Annotated in this window: 21 protein-coding genes; 13 read left to right on the top strand and 8 right to left on the bottom strand. The window is 63.1% G+C overall.

The features are described from left to right. Positions 1 to 180: 180 nt before the first annotated feature. Positions 181 to 1,215, top strand: a complete 1,035-nt coding sequence (locus LDZ23_RS33960) for a methyl-accepting chemotaxis protein (protein WP_008345706.1) — start codon at positions 181 to 183, stop codon at positions 1,213 to 1,215. A gap of 15 nt (positions 1,216 to 1,230) precedes the next feature. Here LDZ23_RS33960 and LDZ23_RS33965 read toward each other — a convergent pair whose 3' ends face one another. Beyond that, positions 1,231 to 2,193, bottom strand: a complete 963-nt coding sequence (locus tag LDZ23_RS33965) for a LysR family transcriptional regulator (protein WP_008345704.1) — start codon at positions 2,191 to 2,193, stop codon at positions 1,231 to 1,233. Between the two features lie 118 nt (positions 2,194 to 2,311). On the opposite strand from LDZ23_RS33965, the gene LDZ23_RS33970 reads away from it, so the two are divergent. Continuing rightward, on the top strand, positions 2,312 to 3,478 hold the full coding sequence (locus tag LDZ23_RS33970; RefSeq protein ID WP_008345702.1) for a mandelate racemase/muconate lactonizing enzyme family protein: 1,167 nt from the start codon (positions 2,312 to 2,314) through the stop codon (positions 3,476 to 3,478). A 32-nt stretch (positions 3,479 to 3,510) separates the two neighbouring features. Here LDZ23_RS33970 and LDZ23_RS33975 read toward each other — a convergent pair whose 3' ends face one another. Further along, a complete protein-coding gene (locus tag LDZ23_RS33975) occupies positions 3,511 to 3,732 on the bottom strand; it encodes a DUF2795 domain-containing protein (RefSeq protein ID WP_008345700.1) in 222 nt (73 codons plus the stop codon). A 123-nt stretch (positions 3,733 to 3,855) separates the two neighbouring features. Here LDZ23_RS33975 and LDZ23_RS33980 point away from each other — a divergent pair, with 123 nt between their 5' ends. The 8 genes from LDZ23_RS33980 (at position 3,856) to LDZ23_RS34015 (ending at position 9,898) form a co-directional block, all read left to right on the top strand. After that, positions 3,856 to 4,401: a DUF4142 domain-containing protein gene (locus LDZ23_RS33980; RefSeq protein ID WP_008345698.1), complete on the top strand. Its 546-nt coding sequence runs from the start codon at positions 3,856 to 3,858 to the stop codon at positions 4,399 to 4,401. Positions 4,402 to 4,550: 149 nt separating this feature from the next. Next, entirely contained in the window at positions 4,551 to 5,513 is a 963-nt protein-coding gene (locus LDZ23_RS33985) for an alpha/beta fold hydrolase (RefSeq protein WP_008345696.1), read from the top strand. Between the two features lie 128 nt (positions 5,514 to 5,641). Beyond that, positions 5,642 to 6,139: a YciE/YciF ferroxidase family protein gene (locus tag LDZ23_RS33990; RefSeq protein ID WP_008345694.1), complete on the top strand. Its 498-nt coding sequence runs from the start codon at positions 5,642 to 5,644 to the stop codon at positions 6,137 to 6,139. 24 nt (positions 6,140 to 6,163) lie between these two features. Further along, positions 6,164 to 6,385: a hypothetical protein gene (locus tag LDZ23_RS33995; RefSeq protein ID WP_008345692.1), complete on the top strand. Its 222-nt coding sequence runs from the start codon at positions 6,164 to 6,166 to the stop codon at positions 6,383 to 6,385. Between the two features lie 157 nt (positions 6,386 to 6,542). After that, positions 6,543 to 7,058 carry a CinA family protein gene (locus LDZ23_RS34000; protein WP_008345691.1) on the top strand — a complete coding sequence of 172 codons (516 nt, stop codon included), beginning with the start codon at positions 6,543 to 6,545 and terminating at the stop codon, positions 7,056 to 7,058. Further along, positions 7,055 to 7,912: an NAD(+) synthase gene (nadE, locus tag LDZ23_RS34005; RefSeq protein WP_008345689.1), complete on the top strand. Its 858-nt coding sequence runs from the start codon at positions 7,055 to 7,057 to the stop codon at positions 7,910 to 7,912. The genes LDZ23_RS34000 and nadE overlap by 4 nt, the downstream gene beginning before the upstream one ends. An 8-nt stretch (positions 7,913 to 7,920) precedes the next feature. Continuing rightward, entirely contained in the window at positions 7,921 to 8,811 is an 891-nt protein-coding gene (locus LDZ23_RS34010; RefSeq protein WP_008345687.1) for an MBL fold metallo-hydrolase, read from the top strand. A gap of 55 nt (positions 8,812 to 8,866) precedes the next feature. After that, the gene (locus LDZ23_RS34015; protein ID WP_034471084.1) at positions 8,867 to 9,898 is read left to right on the top strand and encodes an SDR family oxidoreductase; all 1,032 of its coding nucleotides are present in this window, start codon (positions 8,867 to 8,869) and stop codon (positions 9,896 to 9,898) included. 25 nt (positions 9,899 to 9,923) lie between these two features. On the opposite strand, the gene LDZ23_RS34020 is transcribed toward LDZ23_RS34015, so the two are convergent. Then, complete coding sequence (locus LDZ23_RS34020; RefSeq protein WP_008345682.1) at positions 9,924 to 10,115, bottom strand: DUF2934 domain-containing protein; 192 nt, start codon at positions 10,113 to 10,115, stop codon at positions 9,924 to 9,926. 34 nt (positions 10,116 to 10,149) lie between these two features. Next, a complete protein-coding gene (locus LDZ23_RS34025; RefSeq protein ID WP_244808880.1) occupies positions 10,150 to 10,494 on the bottom strand; it encodes an ElaB/YgaM/YqjD family protein in 345 nt (114 codons plus the stop codon). A gap of 171 nt (positions 10,495 to 10,665) precedes the next feature. Between LDZ23_RS34025 and LDZ23_RS34030 the strand changes: the two genes are divergently transcribed. Together LDZ23_RS34030 and LDZ23_RS34035 are read left to right on the top strand one after the other, a co-directional pair. Beyond that, positions 10,666 to 11,082 carry a hypothetical protein gene (locus LDZ23_RS34030; protein WP_008345679.1) on the top strand — a complete coding sequence of 139 codons (417 nt, stop codon included), beginning with the start codon at positions 10,666 to 10,668 and terminating at the stop codon, positions 11,080 to 11,082. A 58-nt stretch (positions 11,083 to 11,140) separates the two neighbouring features. Continuing rightward, positions 11,141 to 13,558, top strand: a complete 2,418-nt coding sequence (locus LDZ23_RS34035; RefSeq protein ID WP_008345677.1) for a glucose/quinate/shikimate family membrane-bound PQQ-dependent dehydrogenase — start codon at positions 11,141 to 11,143, stop codon at positions 13,556 to 13,558. Positions 13,559 to 13,609: 51 nt separating this feature from the next. On the opposite strand, the gene LDZ23_RS34040 is transcribed toward LDZ23_RS34035, so the two are convergent. The 4 genes from LDZ23_RS34040 to LDZ23_RS34055 form a co-directional block, all read right to left on the bottom strand. Next, positions 13,610 to 13,879: a hypothetical protein gene (locus LDZ23_RS34040; protein WP_235366133.1), complete on the bottom strand. Its 270-nt coding sequence runs from the start codon at positions 13,877 to 13,879 to the stop codon at positions 13,610 to 13,612. Continuing rightward, positions 13,876 to 14,103, bottom strand: a complete 228-nt coding sequence (locus tag LDZ23_RS34045; RefSeq protein ID WP_008345673.1) for a hypothetical protein — start codon at positions 14,101 to 14,103, stop codon at positions 13,876 to 13,878. The genes LDZ23_RS34040 and LDZ23_RS34045 overlap by 4 nt, the downstream gene beginning before the upstream one ends. A gap of 113 nt (positions 14,104 to 14,216) precedes the next feature. Further along, positions 14,217 to 14,858: a DUF1109 domain-containing protein gene (locus LDZ23_RS34050; RefSeq protein WP_008345671.1), complete on the bottom strand. Its 642-nt coding sequence runs from the start codon at positions 14,856 to 14,858 to the stop codon at positions 14,217 to 14,219. Further along, the gene (locus LDZ23_RS34055; RefSeq protein WP_033535687.1) at positions 14,855 to 15,400 is read right to left on the bottom strand and encodes a sigma-70 family RNA polymerase sigma factor; all 546 of its coding nucleotides are present in this window, start codon (positions 15,398 to 15,400) and stop codon (positions 14,855 to 14,857) included. The genes LDZ23_RS34050 and LDZ23_RS34055 overlap by 4 nt, the downstream gene beginning before the upstream one ends. A 365-nt stretch (positions 15,401 to 15,765) precedes the next feature. Between LDZ23_RS34055 and LDZ23_RS34060 the strand changes: the two genes are divergently transcribed. Beyond that, entirely contained in the window at positions 15,766 to 16,395 is a 630-nt protein-coding gene (locus LDZ23_RS34060) for a cytochrome b/b6 domain-containing protein (protein WP_008345667.1), read from the top strand. Positions 16,396 to 16,404: the final 9 nt, after the last annotated feature.

A 16,404-nucleotide genomic window follows, 5' to 3' on the forward strand; every position in this document is an offset into this window, starting at 1 on the left:
CTGATAACACGACTAGCTCGACTGACGCGACTCAAAAAAGGGCATGTTTTCGCTTCACTGGTGCTCGGTGAAAGCACGCGTCACTTCCCAAACGTTTGCTTCGTAAAACTCAATCGTCAGACAAACAGGCGCGAACCTTGCATTGATCGGGATACGAAACCGACCCTACGAAGAAGCCACATATCCAATCCGCAAGCTATCGTCGATCTGACACATGAAGTCAAACGCCTCGCCTCGGGCAAGATCAGCGACATCAACGATATCAACCGCGAGACCACGTTCCTGGCACTGAACGCGCTGATCGAAGCTGCCCGCGCCGGCGATGCGGGCAAGGGCTTCGCTGTCGTCGCCAAGCAGGTGAAGCATGTATCGACACGCATCTCCGACATCACGGCCGGCCTCAACAAAGAGCTTGCCGGATCGCTTGCGACGCTCACGGAACTCGGCGACAGCATGATCGAGCGGATGCGATCGCTCGACGGTCAGCGGTACACGGACCTTGCGTTGAACATGATCGACATCATCGACCGCAACCTGTACGAGCGCTCCTGCGACGTGCGCTGGTGGGCGACGGACTCGGCATTGGTCGGATGTCTCGCCGATGAGCGCGCGGCGGCGCGCGATCATGCCTGCAGCCGCCTCAAGGTCATCCTGGATAGCTACACGGTTTATCGGGATCTCTGGGTCGTCGATGCGAACGGCGTGGTCGTGGCGAACGGACGTCACTCGACTTACGCGGTGCGCGGGCAGAACGTGGCGGGCGCGGAGTGGTACAAGGCCGCAATGAAGACGGCGTCGGGCGCGCAATACGTGGCGTCGGATGTCGAGACAGTCGCGCCGCTCGACAACGCACAGGTCGCGACGTATTCGACGGCGATTCGCGAGGGCGGCGCGCCGGATGGTCGCGTGCTCGGAGCGCTCATCATCTTCTTCGACTGGGCGCCTCAAGCCGAGACCGTCGTCAAAGGCGTTCGCCTGAGCAACGAAGAGTGGGCGCGCTCGCGCTGTCTGATCCTGGATTCGTCGTTTCGGGTGATCGCCGCGTCGGATGGCAAGGGCATCCTCAACGAGCGCTTTCGCTTGCAGACGGGCGGCAAGGAATCGGGCTTCTACCGCGATGCCGGCGGTGCAGTCGTATCGTTCGCAGCGACGCCCGGTTACGAGACCTATCGCGGTCTGGGCTGGTACGGCGTCATCTGCCAGATGCCGGCATGAGACATCGGCGGTCGCTCAACGGCGCGGACTTCGCTTCTTGCGCTCGCGAAGTTCGCTGCCTGTATCGACCGGCGTGAAGGGCGCCTGAAACCGGCCGACCAGGAAATCGATGAACGCGCGCGCGCGAGCAGTCTGATTCTTCTGCCGCGGATAGTAGACGAAGAGATCGGCCGAGGGCAGCACGGTGTTCGGCATCACGAGATTGAGCCTTCCGCTTTGCACGTACTTCGCGAGATCCCATTCCGAGCGGATCAGAATGCCGTGTCCGTCGAGCGCCCAGCGAAGCACGATATCGCCGTCATTGCTCGACAGCGCGCCCTTGACCTTGATCGCCTCGATGTGGTCATTGACGATATAGCGCCACACGCCGTAGGCATCGTCGTTCTGTCGATGAATGATGCAGCGATGCCGAGCCAGTTCTTCGACGCGCTCCGGCGTGCCGTACTTCTCGAGATATTTCGGCGACGCGCATAAGAACCGCCGGTTGCTCATGATTCGCCGCGCACTGAGCCGGCTGTCCGGAAGATCGCCGAAGCGTATCGCCAGATCGAACGCGCCTTCGATCAGATCGACAGGACGGTCCGTTACTTCGAACTGGACTTCGACGCCCGGATAGCGCTTCGCGAATTCCGAAACGATCGGGGCGATGGTCGTCCGGCCGAATCCGAGCGTTGCATTGATGCGCAACGGGCCTTGCGGATCGCGGCTCGCGACCGATAACGCCTCTTCCATCTCACGCACCTGTCCGACGATGTGAGTCGCGTAGCGCAGATACGTTTCCCCTTCAGGCGTGAGGCTGACGCTGCGGGTCGTCCGGTTGACGAGGCGCACGCCGAGCCTTTGCTCGATGACGCCAAGCCGCTTGGTCGCGGCGGGCGGAGACAGATCGAGCGCACGCGCCGCCCCCGACAAACTCCTGAGCTTCGCAAGCAGGATAAAGAACTCGAAGTCGGTCGCGGTCTGCGTTTCGGTATTCACCAGATGTGAATAATGATGTGAACGGAAGTGCAGTTTAGCAGCGTTCGTCGCGGGTAAGCTACGTTCCACGTTGCAGCCGCCGGGTTGCAATACCTGCCAAGACCCTGGAGACATTGCCGTGAGAATCGTCGAAATCCGCGAGAAGACCGTACCGATCAGCTCACCCATCCGTAACGCCTACATCGACTTCAGCAAGATGACGTTGAGCGTGGTTGCCGTCATCACCGATGTCATGCGCGATGGCGAGCCGGTCGTCGGCTACGGCTTCAACTCGAACGGCCGCTACGGCCAGGGCACGCTGATGCGCGAGCGCTTCATTCCGCGCATCCTCGAAGCCGATCCCGCTTCGCTCATGAACGACGCAGGCGACAATCTCGACCCGCACAAGATCTGGGCGACGATGTTCACGAACGAGAAGCCGGGCGGTCATGGCGAACGCTCGGTCGCCATCGGCACGATCGACATGGCGATCTGGGACGCGGTCGCGAAAATCGAGGGCAAGCCGCTATTTCAACTGCTCGCCGACCGCTATGGCGACGGTGAGCCGGACCGCAGGATTTTCGTGTACGCGGCGGGCGGTTACTACTATCCGGGCCAAGATCACGAAACGCTCAAGGACGAGATGCGCAGCTACATCGATCGGGGTTATACGGTCGTGAAGAAGAAGATCGGCGGAGCATCGCTCGATGAAGACCTGCGCCGTATCGACTCCATCCTGAGCGTGCTGCAGGACGGCCAAAAGCTCGCAGTCGATGCAAACGGCCGCTTCGACCTCGACACGGCCATTCGCTATGCGAAGGCGCTCTCGCAATACGACCTCTTCTGGTACGAAGAGCCGGGCGACCCGCTCGACTTCGAACTGCAAGCCACGCTGCGCAACTACTATGCCAATCCGATGGCGACGGGTGAAGACCTGTTCTCGATGCAGGACGCTCGCAATCTCATCCGTTACGGCGGCATGCGTGCCGACCGCGACTGGCTTCAGTTCGACTGCGCGCTGAGTTACGGTCTCGTCGAATATCTGCGCACGCTCGACATGCTGCGCGAGCACGGCTGGTCTCCGAGCCGATGCATCCCGCACGGCGGCCATCAGATGTCGCTGAACATCGCGGCGGGCTTGGGTCTCGGCGGCAACGAGTCGTATCCGGACCTGTTCCAGCCATACGGCGGCTTCCCCGACGGCGTCAAGGTCGAGAACGGCTACATCACGATGCCGGACCTGCCGGGCATCGGCTTCGAAGGCAAGTCCGATCTCATCGTCGAGATGAAGAAGCTGCTTACCTGAGCGGCAATGCGCTGCGCGCGCCGTCTACCGACTCAGCCTTCTTCCTGACCGACTGCCTTCGACACCTCCGCGGGCGTCTGAAACTGCTGATCCGGCAACGCATCGAGCGCGGACATCACGTCTTCGCTTGCGCCGTTGCTGCGCGCGGTTTCGACGAGCGTCTGCTTGTCGGCGGGATAGTCGACGCCCTTCAAGGCTTTCTGCATGTCGATGAACACGCTGTTGGAACCGCCGGAGGATGAGTTGCTTGCCATGATTCGCTCCCTTGATCAATGAATCATGGCCTTCGACAGCAGCCGTTGTGCCTGTCCAGCGCGGGGCACGGCATCGCAATTGCTGACATATGCCGCGATCGACCATTTACTCAGGAGGCTTCCATGAAGGCACATTCGGCTCTCGTTACACTCGTCGCGGCAGGTTTCATCGGCGCGGCGCCTATCACCGTGCTGGCACAGACGCAGGCAGCGAGCACCACCCAGGCCAACGACCTGCCGGCGGTGGACAAGGCTTTCGTACAGGCCGCCAGCGAATCGAGCTCGACCGAGATCGACACGGCCAAGCTGGCGACCAGCCAGTCGCAGGACAAGGACGTGAAAAGCTTCGCGCATCACATGATGATCGATCATACGAAGCTGACGATGCAGCTGAAGATGGCGGCGCCGCATGGCGTCGAAGTGCCGAAGGACAATTCGGACACGACGGTTATCGATGCGCTCAAGCCGCTCAAGGGCAAGGAATTCGACACCATGTACATTCAGAAGGTCGGCGTCGAAGGGCATCAGAAGGCCGTCGCCGCTTTCCAGAAGGAAGCGCAGGAAGGCCAGAACGCCGACCTCAAGAAGGCGGCGCAGAAGGCGCTGCCGACCATCCAGAAGCACCTGAAGATGGCGCAGGATCTCGCCGCGAAGAAGGGCGTGCAATAAGCCCGGCTGACGGTTTCGGAGCACCGAAGCCGAAGCGATGGACGAAGCCCCGCGCGGAACCACGCGGGGCTGCTTTTTCTTGCGGGCTCGCTGGCGCGTCTACGAGGCAGCGCGGGTTCGCCGGATTCATCAGACCGAACGGGTAACGCATGTCAGATACACGAACCGGATCCCTGCTCTCGCGCCGCGCGATAGCCGGCGGCGCGGCTGTCGCGTCGATCGGTCTTGCCGCATGGACGGCCATGCGAGCGCGGCGCGCGGAACGCGACTTTCCGCCCACGGGCCAATTCATCGACGTCGATGGCGTGCGCCTCCACTATCTCGACGAAGGAGAAGGCCCGGTCGTCGTCCTGCTGCATGGCAATCTGGTCGCGTCGCAAGACTTCGTGGCGAGCGGATTGTTCGAGCGGCTCGCCCGGCGTCACCGCGTAATCGCCTTCGATCGTCCCGGCTTCGGGCACAGCGAGCGGCCGCGCGCGCGCATCTGGACGCCGCAGGCTCAGGCCACGTCGATCCAGCTTGCGCTTAAAAGGCTGGGACTGACGCAAGCGGTGGTCGTCGGTCATTCGCTCGGCAGTCTCGTCGCAGCGGCGATGGCGCTCGAACCACGTCTGGACATTCGCGGGCTCACGCTGATCTCGGGTTACTACTATCCCACTGCGCGCGCGGACGTTGCGATCAGCGCGCCCGCGGCCATGCCGATCGTCGGCGATGTGCTGCGCTACACCGTGTCGCCGATCGTCGCTCGCATGATGTACGGCCGCACGGTGCAGGCCATGTTCGCGCCGCGCGCCGTACCCGATGCCTTTCACGGCCATGTACCGCGCGAACTGGTCTTGCGCCCGTCGCAGATGCGCGCGACGGCAGAGGACGCCGCTTGCATGATTCCGGCCGCGGCATCGATGTCCGGGCGATACGGCGAGATCGACGTGCCGGTTCGCATTTTTGCCGGCAGCGACGACGCAATCGTCGATACGGACTCGCAGTCGGGCCGTCTTTACAAGGACATCGCACAAAGCGCGCTTTCGATCATGCCGGGCCTCGGGCACATGGTGCATTACGACGACGCGGGCCGCATCGGCGACGCCATCGAGACGATGGCGCTCGAATAGCCGCGACTGCGCATCCAGAACCGTTAGGCAAGCTGATCAAGATTGCACGGCACGCGAATTGCGCGGAGAGAAGCGGGCGCCGGTCGAGCCGGCGCGTCCCATCAACCCGATCCCGAACCGGAGGCATCATGGCATCGAAAACGTTGCAGGACCTTTTCATTCATGCACTTTCCGACGTGTACAGCGCCGAGAAGCAACTGACGAGAGCGCTGCCGAAGCTCGCACGGGCGACGACCAACGGGCAACTGAAGCAGGCGTTCGAGACGCATCTGGAGGAAACGAACGGGCAGATCGAGCGCATCGATCAGGTGGTCGAACTCTTCGGCGTCAAGTTGAAGCGCATCAAATGTGCGGCGATGGAAGGTCTCGTCGAGGAAGCGCAGGACGAAATCGAAACCTTCGAGCAGGGCCCGATTCGCGACGCCGCGTTGATCGCCGCCGCGCAAAAGGTCGAGCACTACGAGATCGCGACCTACGGCACGCTGGCGACGCTCGCGAAGCAACTCGGCAACGAGGACGCGATGAAACTTTTGCTCGATACCTTGCAGGAAGAGAAGGCCACGGACGAGAAACTGACCCAGCTCGCGAAGACGCAACTCGCCGAGGAAGTGCAGCAGAAGGGCTGAAATTCGTTCACTCTGGAGATGAAGATGGCAGGCGACAATTCATACAAGCCGGGCGAGATCGTGAAGGTCTCGGGTATCTACTCGGTGGTCCACGATGACGGCAAGGACACGTTCGAAGTGACCTGCGTGGAAGGCGAGCACTTTCCGCCCACCCGGAGCGGAAAAGGCGCGCACTTCGAGCTGAAGTACGGCGCCACGCATGCTCACAAGCATGGAAATCTCAAAGGAACGGAAGCCCGGTCCTGATCGACGCCTTGCCGTAAGCGCGACATCGACGCACGCCGACAGGGTTCGGCGTGCGTCGTTTTCTTTGCGGCTGTCACACGACATGCCGGGCTCCCGCAGTGGCATACGAACTGCTAACAGCATCGCAACAGACCAGAACCTTTCGGAAGGCCGAATCATGGACATTCCCCGTCAGGCCGTGTCATTCCTCACCTCGCGCGGACTCATGCTCGCGACAGCCGAATCGTGTACCGGCGGATTCATCGCCTCGCTGGTGTCGTCGGTGCCCGGCAGCGGAAGCTGTCTCGACGTGGGCTTCGTCACGTACTCGCCGACTGGCAAGGCCGGCTTCCTCGGCGTGCGCGAGGACACCATGCAGCAGCATGGGCTGACGAGCGAAGCCGTCGCGCGCGAGATGTCGGAGGGCGCGCTGCGGCAGGAAGCATGTTGCGCGCAGATCGCGGTATCGAATACGGGCGTCGCCGATGCGGTGCCCGACGGGCCGCCATCGGGTACGCAGTGCTTCGCGTGGTCGTATCGTGCGCGCGATGGCACCATCGTCACCTTCAGCGAGACGAAGAAATTCGAAGGCGAACGCAACGATGTCCGGCGCGAAGCGGCGCTTTATGCGCTATCGCGCATCGAACACTACTTCGATCAGCAGCACGCACAGCGAGTCAGGGAGAAACGATGAACGAGCAAGCTACCGATTGGCGCAGCTGGCAGGCAGCCGTGATTCGCGAACTGGGTGTCGCGAGCGATTTCGACGTCGAAGCCGAGCGCGAGCGGCGCATCGACTTTCTTTGCGGCTATCTCTCATCGCAGGGACTTCGCACTTACGTACTGGGGATCAGCGGCGGCGTGGATTCGTCGACGGCGGGGCGCCTCGCGCAACTGAGCGTCGAACGTCTTCGCGCGAGCGGTTATGAGGCGCACTTCGTCGCGCTGAGACTGCCCTATGGCACGCAGCGCGATGAGGAAGACGCCCGGCTCGCGCTCGATTTCATACGTCCGGACGAAACGCTGACCGTCAACGTCAAGGGCCCATCCGACGCCATGCTCGCGGCGCTCAAAGAGGGTGGCGCGCAGTACACGGACGACTTCCAGGAAGACTTCGTGCTCGGCAACATCAAGGCGCGCGAGCGCATGATCGCGCAGTACGCCGTTGCGGGCGCGCGGGTGGGCGTCGTCATCGGCACCGATCACGCGGCCGAATCGCTGATGGGATTCTTCACGAAGTTCGGCGACGGCGGCGCGGACGTGCTGCCCTTGTCCGGTCTGAACAAGCGCCGCGTGCGTGCGCTTGCGCGTTCGATGGGCGCGGTGGATCGCCTCGTGATGAAAGTGCCGACAGCCGATCTCGAATCGCTTACGCCGCAACGCCCCGACGAGGATAGCTATGGCGTGAGCTATGAAGACATCGACAACTTTCTGGAGGGCAAGGAAGTCAGCGAAGAAGTGCTGCTGACCATTCGCCGCTTCTATACGGCGACGCGCCACAAGCGCGCGCTGCCGGTCGAAGTGCCGCGCGAAGACCGCTCTGCTTGAGGCATGGCGTGCGTGTTCATCACCTCAACTGCATATCGAGTTGTCCGCTCGGCGGCAAGCTCTTCGATGGCCGCACGCCCGGCCTTCTGCGCCGGGGCGAACTGACGTGCCATTGCCTGCTCGTCGAAACGGGCGAAGGTCTCGTTCTGATCGATACAGGCTTCGGATTGCGCGATGTCGCCGATCCGCGCAGCCGCCTGTCGGCGTTCTTCCTGCTGATGCTCAAGCCGGACTTTCGCGAGGAGATGACCGCGCTACGCCAGATCGAACGGCTGGGCTTTTCGGCCAGCGACGTGCGTCATATCGTGCTCAGTCATCTCGACTTCGATCACGCGGGCGGCCTCGATGATTTCCCGCACGCGAAGGTGCATATGCTGCGCATCGAGCGCGACTATGCGGTGCGTCAGCAGACGTGGCTCGATCGGCAGCGCTTCAGACCTCAACAATGGTCGACGCAGGCGAACTGGCAACTTCACGATGCCACCGCCGGCGACCGCTGGCATGGCTTCGAATGCGTGCGGCCGCTCTCGGATTCGTTGGACGATATCGCACTCGTGCCGCTCAGAGGACACACCTTCGGTCATGCGGGCATCGCGGTACGCAAGGAAAACGGTTGGCTGCTGCTGGCGGCCGACGCGTATTTCTTTCATACGGAGATGGATCTCGAACATCCGCGCTGTACACCGGGACTGGCGTTCTATCAATGGATGATGGAAAAGGACCGCGCGGCGCGGCTAAGGAATCAGGCGAGGCTGCGTGAGCTGTGCGCCAGCGTCGATTCGCGCGGCAAGCTCGACGTGTTTTGCAGCCACGACCCGATCGAATTCGAGCGCATGGCCGGACGATCGGCGGGCATTCCGGCCGACGCTTTCATACGGCCCGCGCGCTCGTGGGCGTAACGCGGCATGTCGCATGCTCTCCCGGTTTGGTCCAACCATAACCGGCGAGATCATCATGCGAGTACAGCTCAAACCACTCAGCGAACAAGTGATCGTCATCACGGGGGCGACGAGCGGTATCGGTCTCGTCACCGCGAGAATGGCGGCGAAGCGCGGCGCGCGCCTCATGCTCGTGGCGCGCGACGAAGCGGCGCTCAAGGCGCTGTCGGACGAGTTATCGCACGGTGACACCCAGCGAGCGGCTTACGCCGTTGCGGACGTGGGCGACGCGGCACAGTTGCAGGCCGCAGCCGATGCGGCCATCGCGCGATTCGGGCGCTTCGATACATGGATCAACAATGCGGGCGTATCGCTCTATGGCCGATGTACCGACGTCCCGCTCGAAGACCAGCGCAAGCTCTTCGATACGAATTTCTGGGGCATCGTGAACGGCTCGCTCAGTGCGTTGAAGCATCTGCGCGAGCATGGCGGCGCTTTGATCAATCTCGGCAGTGAATTGTCGGATGTCGCCATTCCGCTGCAAGGGGCATACGTCGCGTCGAAACATGCGGTGAAGGGCTATACCGATGCGTTGCGCATCGAGCTGGAAAACGATCGTGCGCCGGTGTCCGTCACGCTCATCAAGCCTGCGGGAATCGACACGCTCTTCGTCGAGCACGCGCGAAACTATCTCACGCACGAGCCGAAGCTGCCGCAACCGGTCTATGCGCCCGAGGTGGTCGCTAAAGCGATATTGCATTGCGCCGAGGTGCCCGAGCGCGATGTCCATGTCGGTGGGGCGTCGCGCGCGATGGCGTCGTTCGGCCAGCGCGCACCGCGACTGTATGACAGGCTGGTCAGTCTCGTCGGCGTGAAGGCGCAACTCACGCGGCAGCCTCATGGCGAAGGCGACGCGTTGTATGAAGGGGCGGGCAGTCTGCGCGAACGGTCGGGCCGCAACGGCAAGGTGCGCGAGCGAAGCCTTTACACCGATGCGCGCATCGATCCGCCCGGCATGCGCGGCGTGGCGATGGGCGTCGCCGCCTTGCTGCTGCTCGACGCCGGCCGCCGCTATCTTCGGGCGACGCGCAAACCGAGGTTCGAGTAAGCGCGTCGTCGAGTCATCTTCGAGATCAGCGAGAGGACGGCGATGCGCCGGCGGGCTCGCCTCCCGGCAATTCGTTGCCGCCCATGCCAGGCTCGGTCGCCAGTTGCTGCTGCGCGATGATCCAGAACTCGTCCGAGCGGCCTTCAGGGCCGCCCGCTTCTTCCCAAAGCCGATAAGCGAGTGCCCGAATCTGTTCTTCGCTAGCCGGGACGTCCATGATGCTTTCCTCCTTTTCAGCGAACGAGCGATGCTCAGCGCGCGGCGAGCATGCCCACGACCACGCCGACCAGCGCGGCCATCGTGATCGCCTTCCACGGATTCTCGTGCACGAAGTCGTCGGTCGTATCGGCGGCGGCGCGGTACTTTCGGGTCATCGCGTCTTGCATGTCGGCGAACCGGGCCTTCGCATCGGAGCGCAGATTGCTCGTCGACGTTGCATCGTTGCCTGCATCCCATGACTTCGATGCTTCGCGAAAGCTGCTGTGGTCTCCATTCGAGGATGTCATGTTGTCGCTCGTCGGGAATTCATAGGCGCTGTCGGCTCTTTCGGTCTCGATAGCGTTGACGGGTTCGAGCGCGCGGTCGTTGTCAGCCATGCTTGCCTCCACTGGAAATCGTTTGAATGCGATGAAGTCGCGGTGCGCGTCGAGAGACGCGCATGTGCGTGGCGCAATCGGCGTGCCGTCCTGACGAAACGAAAGTCCCGCGTGTATGGCATATCCGTTGCTCCATGATTCGCCGACTTTCATCGCTAATGGAGCGTACAAATGTTTCCTGTTCTGATGCAGCCTTTCTTCTCCGTCGCGCGCACGAATCTCGAGACGGGCTTGCGCGCCGCTTCCAGTTTTGCGGTCGGTTTCCGGCAACTCGGAGAACTGAACGAAAAGACGATGAAATCCGCGCTCGCCGATGTGCGCGTTCAGTGGGGCGCGCCGCAGGCCAGCGAAGCGCAGCCTGCATTGCCGGTCGCGTTCCTGTCGTACGCAAGCGATCTGCTGTCGATCATCGCCGCGACAGCCGCCGATGTCATCGATGCAATAGGCGCCACGTCATCGCAGCCGGACCCGGGCGCGCCGAAACTCGTGCTCGCGGAATCGATCGAGCCGCCGGCATCGGTGAGCGCATCGGGCGAGACCGCAATCGTCGACGCGACCGGCGCGGTCGTGGCCCACGTCCCCAAGTAAAGCAAACGACAGGCACGACGACTGCTGCGTTGCCGGCAACGCATCCTTTTTCCATCGAATGAACACATCCTCCTCGCCGCCGCCCGCGCGGCATCGTTCGCCTTCGTCCGTGCCGAAGTGGATCACGATCGTCTTTCTCGTTCTGTCGGGGCTTTACATGGCCGTCGGCGGCGGATGGCTGATCGCGGTGGGCGGCTCGCCATACTACGTGGTCGCCGGCGTGGCGATGCTCGTGATCGCGTGGCTCGTCTGGCGCGCCAACGGCCTCGCGCTGTGGCTCTACGCGGCGCTGTTGCTCGGCACGCTGATATGGGCGATCGTCGAGTCGGGCTTCGACTTCTGGGCGCTCGCGCCGCGTCTCGATGTGCTTGTCATCGTCGGCATATGGATGGTGCTGCCATTCGTGCTGCGCATCTTTACGTGGCCCCGGCAGTCCGGCGCACTCGCGCTCGGTGCGACCATCGTGCTGTCGGGCATCGCGCTCGCATATGCGGTGTTCAACGATCCGCAGGAGCTGGACGGCACGGTGCGCGCGGCGCCGTCGGCTGCCGCCACTGCGCCCGCGCAGCAAGATGGCGACTGGCGCGCTTACGGCAATACGCAGACCGGCACGCGCTATTCGCAACTCGCGCAGATCAACGCGGGCAACGCGCACGAACTGAAGGAAGCCTGGCGCTTTCGCACGGGCGACATGAAAGGCCCGAACGATCCGGTCGAGATCACCGATGAAGTGACGCCGCTCGCCATCGACGGCACGCTCTTCTTCTGCACGCCGCATCAGAATGCGATCGCGCTCGATGGCGCCACGGGCAAGGAGAAATGGCGCTTCGATCCGAAGCTCAAGCCCGATCCGAGTTTCCAGCACGTGACTTGCCGCGGCGTGTCGTACTACGAGACGCCCGCTGCCGAGCAGGCGCGCGCTGCCGGCAACACGACGAATCTGCCGATGTGCGCGCGCCGCATCGTGTTGCCCGTCAACGATGGGCGTCTCTTCGAACTCGACGCCGCGAGCGGGAAGCCGTGCCCCGAGTTCGCGACGAACGGCGTGCTGGATCTTCAGCATCTGCAGCCGGTCAAGACGCCCGGCCAGTACGAGCCGACGTCGCCGCCGATCGTCACGTCGAAAGTGATCGTCGTCGCGGGCGCGGTCACGGACAACTACGGCACGCGCGAGCCGTCGGGCGTGATCCGTGGTTTCGACGTGAACACCGGCAAGCTGCTGTGGGCCTTCGATCCCGGCGCGCACGACCCGAACGCGATCCCCGACGATCAACATAGCTACACGCAGAACTCGCCGAACTCGTGGGCGCCCGCTGCCTACGATGCGAAGCTCGATCTCGTCTATCTGCCGATGGGCGTGACGACCCCCGATATCTGGGGCGGCAACCGCACGCCCGATCAGGAGCGCTATGCGAGCGGGCTGCTCGCGCTCAACGCATCGACGGGCAAGCTGGCGTGGTTCTATCAGACCGTGCATCACGATCTCTGGGACATGGACCTGCCCGCGCAGCCGACCATCGCGGATATCAGGGATCAGAGCGGCAACATCGTTCCGGCGATCTACGCACCGGCTAAGACCGGCAACATCTTCGTGCTCGACCGTCGCACCGGCAAGCCGATCGTGCCCGCGCCCGAGCAGCCGGTCCCGCAAGGCGCGGCCAAGGGCGATCGCCTCTCGCCGACGCAACCGTTCTCGCAGCTCACTTTCCGGCCCGCAAAGAACCTGACCGACGCGGACATGTGGGGCGCGACGATGTACGACCAGCTCATGTGCCGCGTGATCTTTCATCGGCTGAAGTACGAAGGGCCGTTCACGCCGCCGTCCGAGCAGGGCACGCTCGTGTTCCCCGGCAATCTCGGCATGTTCGAATGGGGCGGGCTCGCCGTCGATACGGACCGACGCATCGCAATCGCCAATCCGATCGCGCTGCCGTTCGTCTCGAAGCTCGTGCCGCGCGGCCCCGGCAATCCGATCGATCCGCCGCAAGCGGGCCAGGCGGGCACCGGCACCGAAGTCGGCATTCAGCCGCAATACGGCGTGCCGTATGGCGTGGAGCTGAATCCTTTCCTGTCTCCGCTGCGTCTGCCTTGCAAGCAACCCGCGTGGGGTTATGTCGCCGCGCTCGATCTCGACACGAACAAGGTGATCTGGAAGAAACGCATCGGCACGACGCGCGATGCATCGCCGATTCCGGTTCCGTTCCGCATGGGTATGCCGATGCTGGGCGGACCGATGACGACCGCCGGGCACGTCTTCTTCATCGGCGCGACGCAGGACGATTACCTGCGCGCCTTCAGCACCGACACCGGTGAAAAGCTCTGGGAAGCGCGTTTGCCCGCCGGCGGCCAAGCCACCCCGATGACCTACGAAGCGAACGGCAAGCAGTACGTGCTGATCGCGGCGGGCGGTCACGGCTCGTTTCTGACGAAGCTCGGCGATTACGTGATCGCGTATGCGCTGCCGGACAAGCATTGACCGCGACTCGTCCCGCCTGATCGATCGATTCGGGCGGGACGCGGAGCCCGGCTAGTCGCCTTGCTCGTCGAGGTTCTTGCTCGATGAATTCGATCCTTCCGTGTCCGGTTTCGACGACTGGTCTTTTCCGGACTCGGTTGTCGATACGTCCAGTTCATCGAGCTTTTTGTCGATTTTTTCCTTGTCGCCGCGGTCCAGCGCTTCGCGAGCCGCGCGGTCTTTTTCGCGCTCGTCCTCTGCATTGGCTGCGTTGTTTTCCGGCTGGTTCATGCTTTCGTCTCGGTGGTCGATATCAGGGATGGGATCGTGCGGACGCGTCATCGCGTATTGAGCCGCACGAAAGCGTCGATCCAGTCGCGGGCCCAGATCCTTGCGTACGCGATCGCGTCTTCGCGCGTGTCGAATCCGGCAAGATCGCCGCTCATGAAGATCTGGCCCTCGCTTCCGTTTTCCGCGGGCATGGTGATTCGCGCGTGGGCCATGAACTCGCCGTCTGCCCGGCGCGGGGTGGGATCGATGTCGAAAGTAAGGGAAGTGGGGCCCATGGCGTTGCTCCGGCTGACATCTGATCGGACGCGGCGACGTCGCGCTTCCTTACATCAGCATTGATCGGGCCTGGCAGGATCGGCTTCGGTACGCTCGCGCCTCACGACGCCGATCACCAGCGCAGCAGCCTGGGCCCGAGCCAAGCGCCGATGCCCGCGGGCAGCATCATGCCGATTGCGTACCACACGCTCCAGAACGCCGGGCTCATCTCCGGGCAATGCAGGCAATAGGCGACGGTGGCGATCGCGCTCGCGAGCAGACCGGCGACCGCGCCCACGAGGCGAAGGCGTGTGGGCGCGAGACTCTTCATCGCCCAGAACACGGCGGGAAAAGTCGGGACCGACAGCAGCAGAATGTTGAACGGACACGTACGCCACGACTGGCCGAGCACGATGGGCAGACGTTCGGCCGGCGCGGCGCCCTCGAGCACCAGCCAGCCCGCGAGCCACACCGCGACGAACGGCACGCCGACGAGCGCCCACGCATAACCCGCACGAACGCCCGGACGCCCGAGCCGCGTCACGGCGATGAACGCGCCGATCGCCACCACGAACGGATACGCCATCTTGGCCCAGAACACCGGCGTGCGCGCGATGCTCGCGAGATCCGGCCGCACGCCGTAGACGATGGCCATTAGGATCACCGAGCCGAGCGCGCCCAGCAGCAGCGCCCTGGCGAAGCGCCGCGCCACCGCGCCGCGATCGATGCGCGTCACCTGATTCGAGAGCAGCCCGATGAGGTCGTCGGTTTTCATCGCAACCCCCGAAGCCGTGCGGCGAGCGCCTTGAGCCCACGATGCACGCCGACCTTGACCGCCGATTCCGACAGCCCCGTGATGCGCGCGGTTTCCATCACCGACAAGCCTTCGAGTTTCATATGCACGATCGGCAGGCGCTGCTTGTCCGGTAAGTCCTCCAGCAATTTGCCTATGTCGCGCCGCGCTTGCGCGGGTTCGTCGTCGGAGACGGCGAGCAAGTCGGCATAGTCGTCGATGGGATCGTTCAGGGATTCGCGGCGTGCGCGCGAGCGGAAATAGTCCATCAGCTTGTAGCGCGCGATTGCGTGCAGCCACGCGGTCAGCGGTTCGTCGGTGCGATAGGTGTGACGCGCATTATGCACGGCGAGCAGAATGTCCTGGACGAGATCTTCGACATCGTCGCGATGCTGCGGAATGCGTCTGCGCAGATAGCCGCGCAAGTGCCGCGTAAGCGCCTGCAGAAAATCGCGGTATGCGTTCGGGTCGCCATCGAGTCCGGCGATGAAAAGCACTCTCAGGCGGTTTTCCGCTTCTTGCAAGATGGTTCCCGTATTGGCGAGACGGCCGGACGGCGATTCATACACGACGCCTGACGTGCGCGTACGGGGCGCGGACGCGTCGTGTGTCAGATCGGGCGCTTCAGAATAGACGAAGCCGTGATGCGCCGCAATAGCGCTCACGAGGGTCGAAAAGGCGCCGTCGCGGTCCATCTTTTTCATTGCGCAAGCGTGTTGAAAGCCGTGCGTATCCGCATGACGAACTCCTTGCATGTCTTGTGAGCTAGTTCGTCTTTGCGTGCCGATTGGTTACACGACGGGAAACAGAAAAAGAAAAACCCGTCTGTAACCGAACGCGGACTCGCGACGAATTCACCCGTATCCGACGCTTCATCACGGGGACCGACATGCAAACGACACTCACGCAGACGCGCGAAACCGCGCAACGCATTCCGCCCATTCATCCGCTCTGGCTGCGCATCACGCATTGGCTCAACGCGTTCGCCGCGCTGATCTTGATGCTTTCGGGCTGGCGCATCTACGACGCTTCGCCGGTGTTTCCAGGCATCGTCATTCCGACGTCGATCACGCTCGGCGGATGGCTCGGCGGGGCATTGCAATGGCATTTCGCCGCGATGTGGCTGCTGGTCTTCAACGGCATCGTGTATCTCGCGCTCAATCTCGCGAGCGGCCGCTTTCTTGCAAAGTTCTTTCCGCTCTCGCCGCGCGCCGTCCTGCACGATCTGATCGCGGCGCTCACCGGCAAGCTTTCGCACGCGGACCTTCGTCAATACAACGCGGTGCAGAAGCTCGCTTATCTCTTCGTCGTGATCGATCTGATCGTGCTCGTCCTGTCCGGTCTCGCGATCTGGAAGTCGGTGCAGTTTCCGTTGCTGCGCGAAATGATGGGCGGCTATGACCGCGCGCGCGTCGTGCATTTCGGCGCGATGGCGTTGATGGCTGCGTTCGTGGTCGTGCATGTCGCGATGGTCGCGCTCGTGCCGCGTTCGCTGCTCACCATGCTGCGCGGCCGCTGATCGGGAGAC

The organism is Caballeronia zhejiangensis (assembly GCF_022879815.1).
Classification (GTDB): Bacteria; Pseudomonadota; Gammaproteobacteria; order Burkholderiales; family Burkholderiaceae; genus Caballeronia; species Caballeronia zhejiangensis.

Bases quoted from the DNA above. Each gene is read 5' to 3' on its own strand.
- LDZ23_RS34060 (WP_008345667.1), top strand. From the start codon at position 15,766: ATGCAAACGACACTCACGCAGACGCGCGAAACCGCGCAACGCATTCCG.
- LDZ23_RS34015 (WP_034471084.1), top strand. From the start codon at position 8,867: ATGCGAGTACAGCTCAAACCACTCAGCGAACAAGTGATCGTCATCACG.
- LDZ23_RS33975 (WP_008345700.1), bottom strand. From the start codon at position 3,732: ATGGCAAGCAACTCATCCTCCGGCGGTTCCAACAGCGTGTTCATCGAC.
- LDZ23_RS33980 (WP_008345698.1), top strand. From the start codon at position 3,856: ATGAAGGCACATTCGGCTCTCGTTACACTCGTCGCGGCAGGTTTCATC.
- LDZ23_RS34030 (WP_008345679.1), top strand. From the start codon at position 10,666: ATGTTTCCTGTTCTGATGCAGCCTTTCTTCTCCGTCGCGCGCACGAAT.
- LDZ23_RS34020 (WP_008345682.1), bottom strand. From the start codon at position 10,115: ATGGACGTCCCGGCTAGCGAAGAACAGATTCGGGCACTCGCTTATCGG.
- LDZ23_RS33990 (WP_008345694.1), top strand. From the start codon at position 5,642: ATGGCATCGAAAACGTTGCAGGACCTTTTCATTCATGCACTTTCCGAC.
- LDZ23_RS34045 (WP_008345673.1), bottom strand. From the start codon at position 14,103: ATGGGCCCCACTTCCCTTACTTTCGACATCGATCCCACCCCGCGCCGG.
- LDZ23_RS34050 (WP_008345671.1), bottom strand. From the start codon at position 14,858: ATGAAAACCGACGACCTCATCGGGCTGCTCTCGAATCAGGTGACGCGC.
- LDZ23_RS33985 (WP_008345696.1), top strand. From the start codon at position 4,551: ATGTCAGATACACGAACCGGATCCCTGCTCTCGCGCCGCGCGATAGCC.
- LDZ23_RS34040 (WP_235366133.1), bottom strand. From the start codon at position 13,879: ATGACGCGTCCGCACGATCCCATCCCTGATATCGACCACCGAGACGAA.
- LDZ23_RS34025 (WP_244808880.1), bottom strand. From the start codon at position 10,494: ATGGCTGACAACGACCGCGCGCTCGAACCCGTCAACGCTATCGAGACC.
- nadE (WP_008345689.1), top strand. From the start codon at position 7,055: ATGAACGAGCAAGCTACCGATTGGCGCAGCTGGCAGGCAGCCGTGATT.
- LDZ23_RS34035 (WP_008345677.1), top strand. From the start codon at position 11,141: ATGAACACATCCTCCTCGCCGCCGCCCGCGCGGCATCGTTCGCCTTCG.
- LDZ23_RS33995 (WP_008345692.1), top strand. From the start codon at position 6,164: ATGGCAGGCGACAATTCATACAAGCCGGGCGAGATCGTGAAGGTCTCG.
- LDZ23_RS34000 (WP_008345691.1), top strand. From the start codon at position 6,543: ATGGACATTCCCCGTCAGGCCGTGTCATTCCTCACCTCGCGCGGACTC.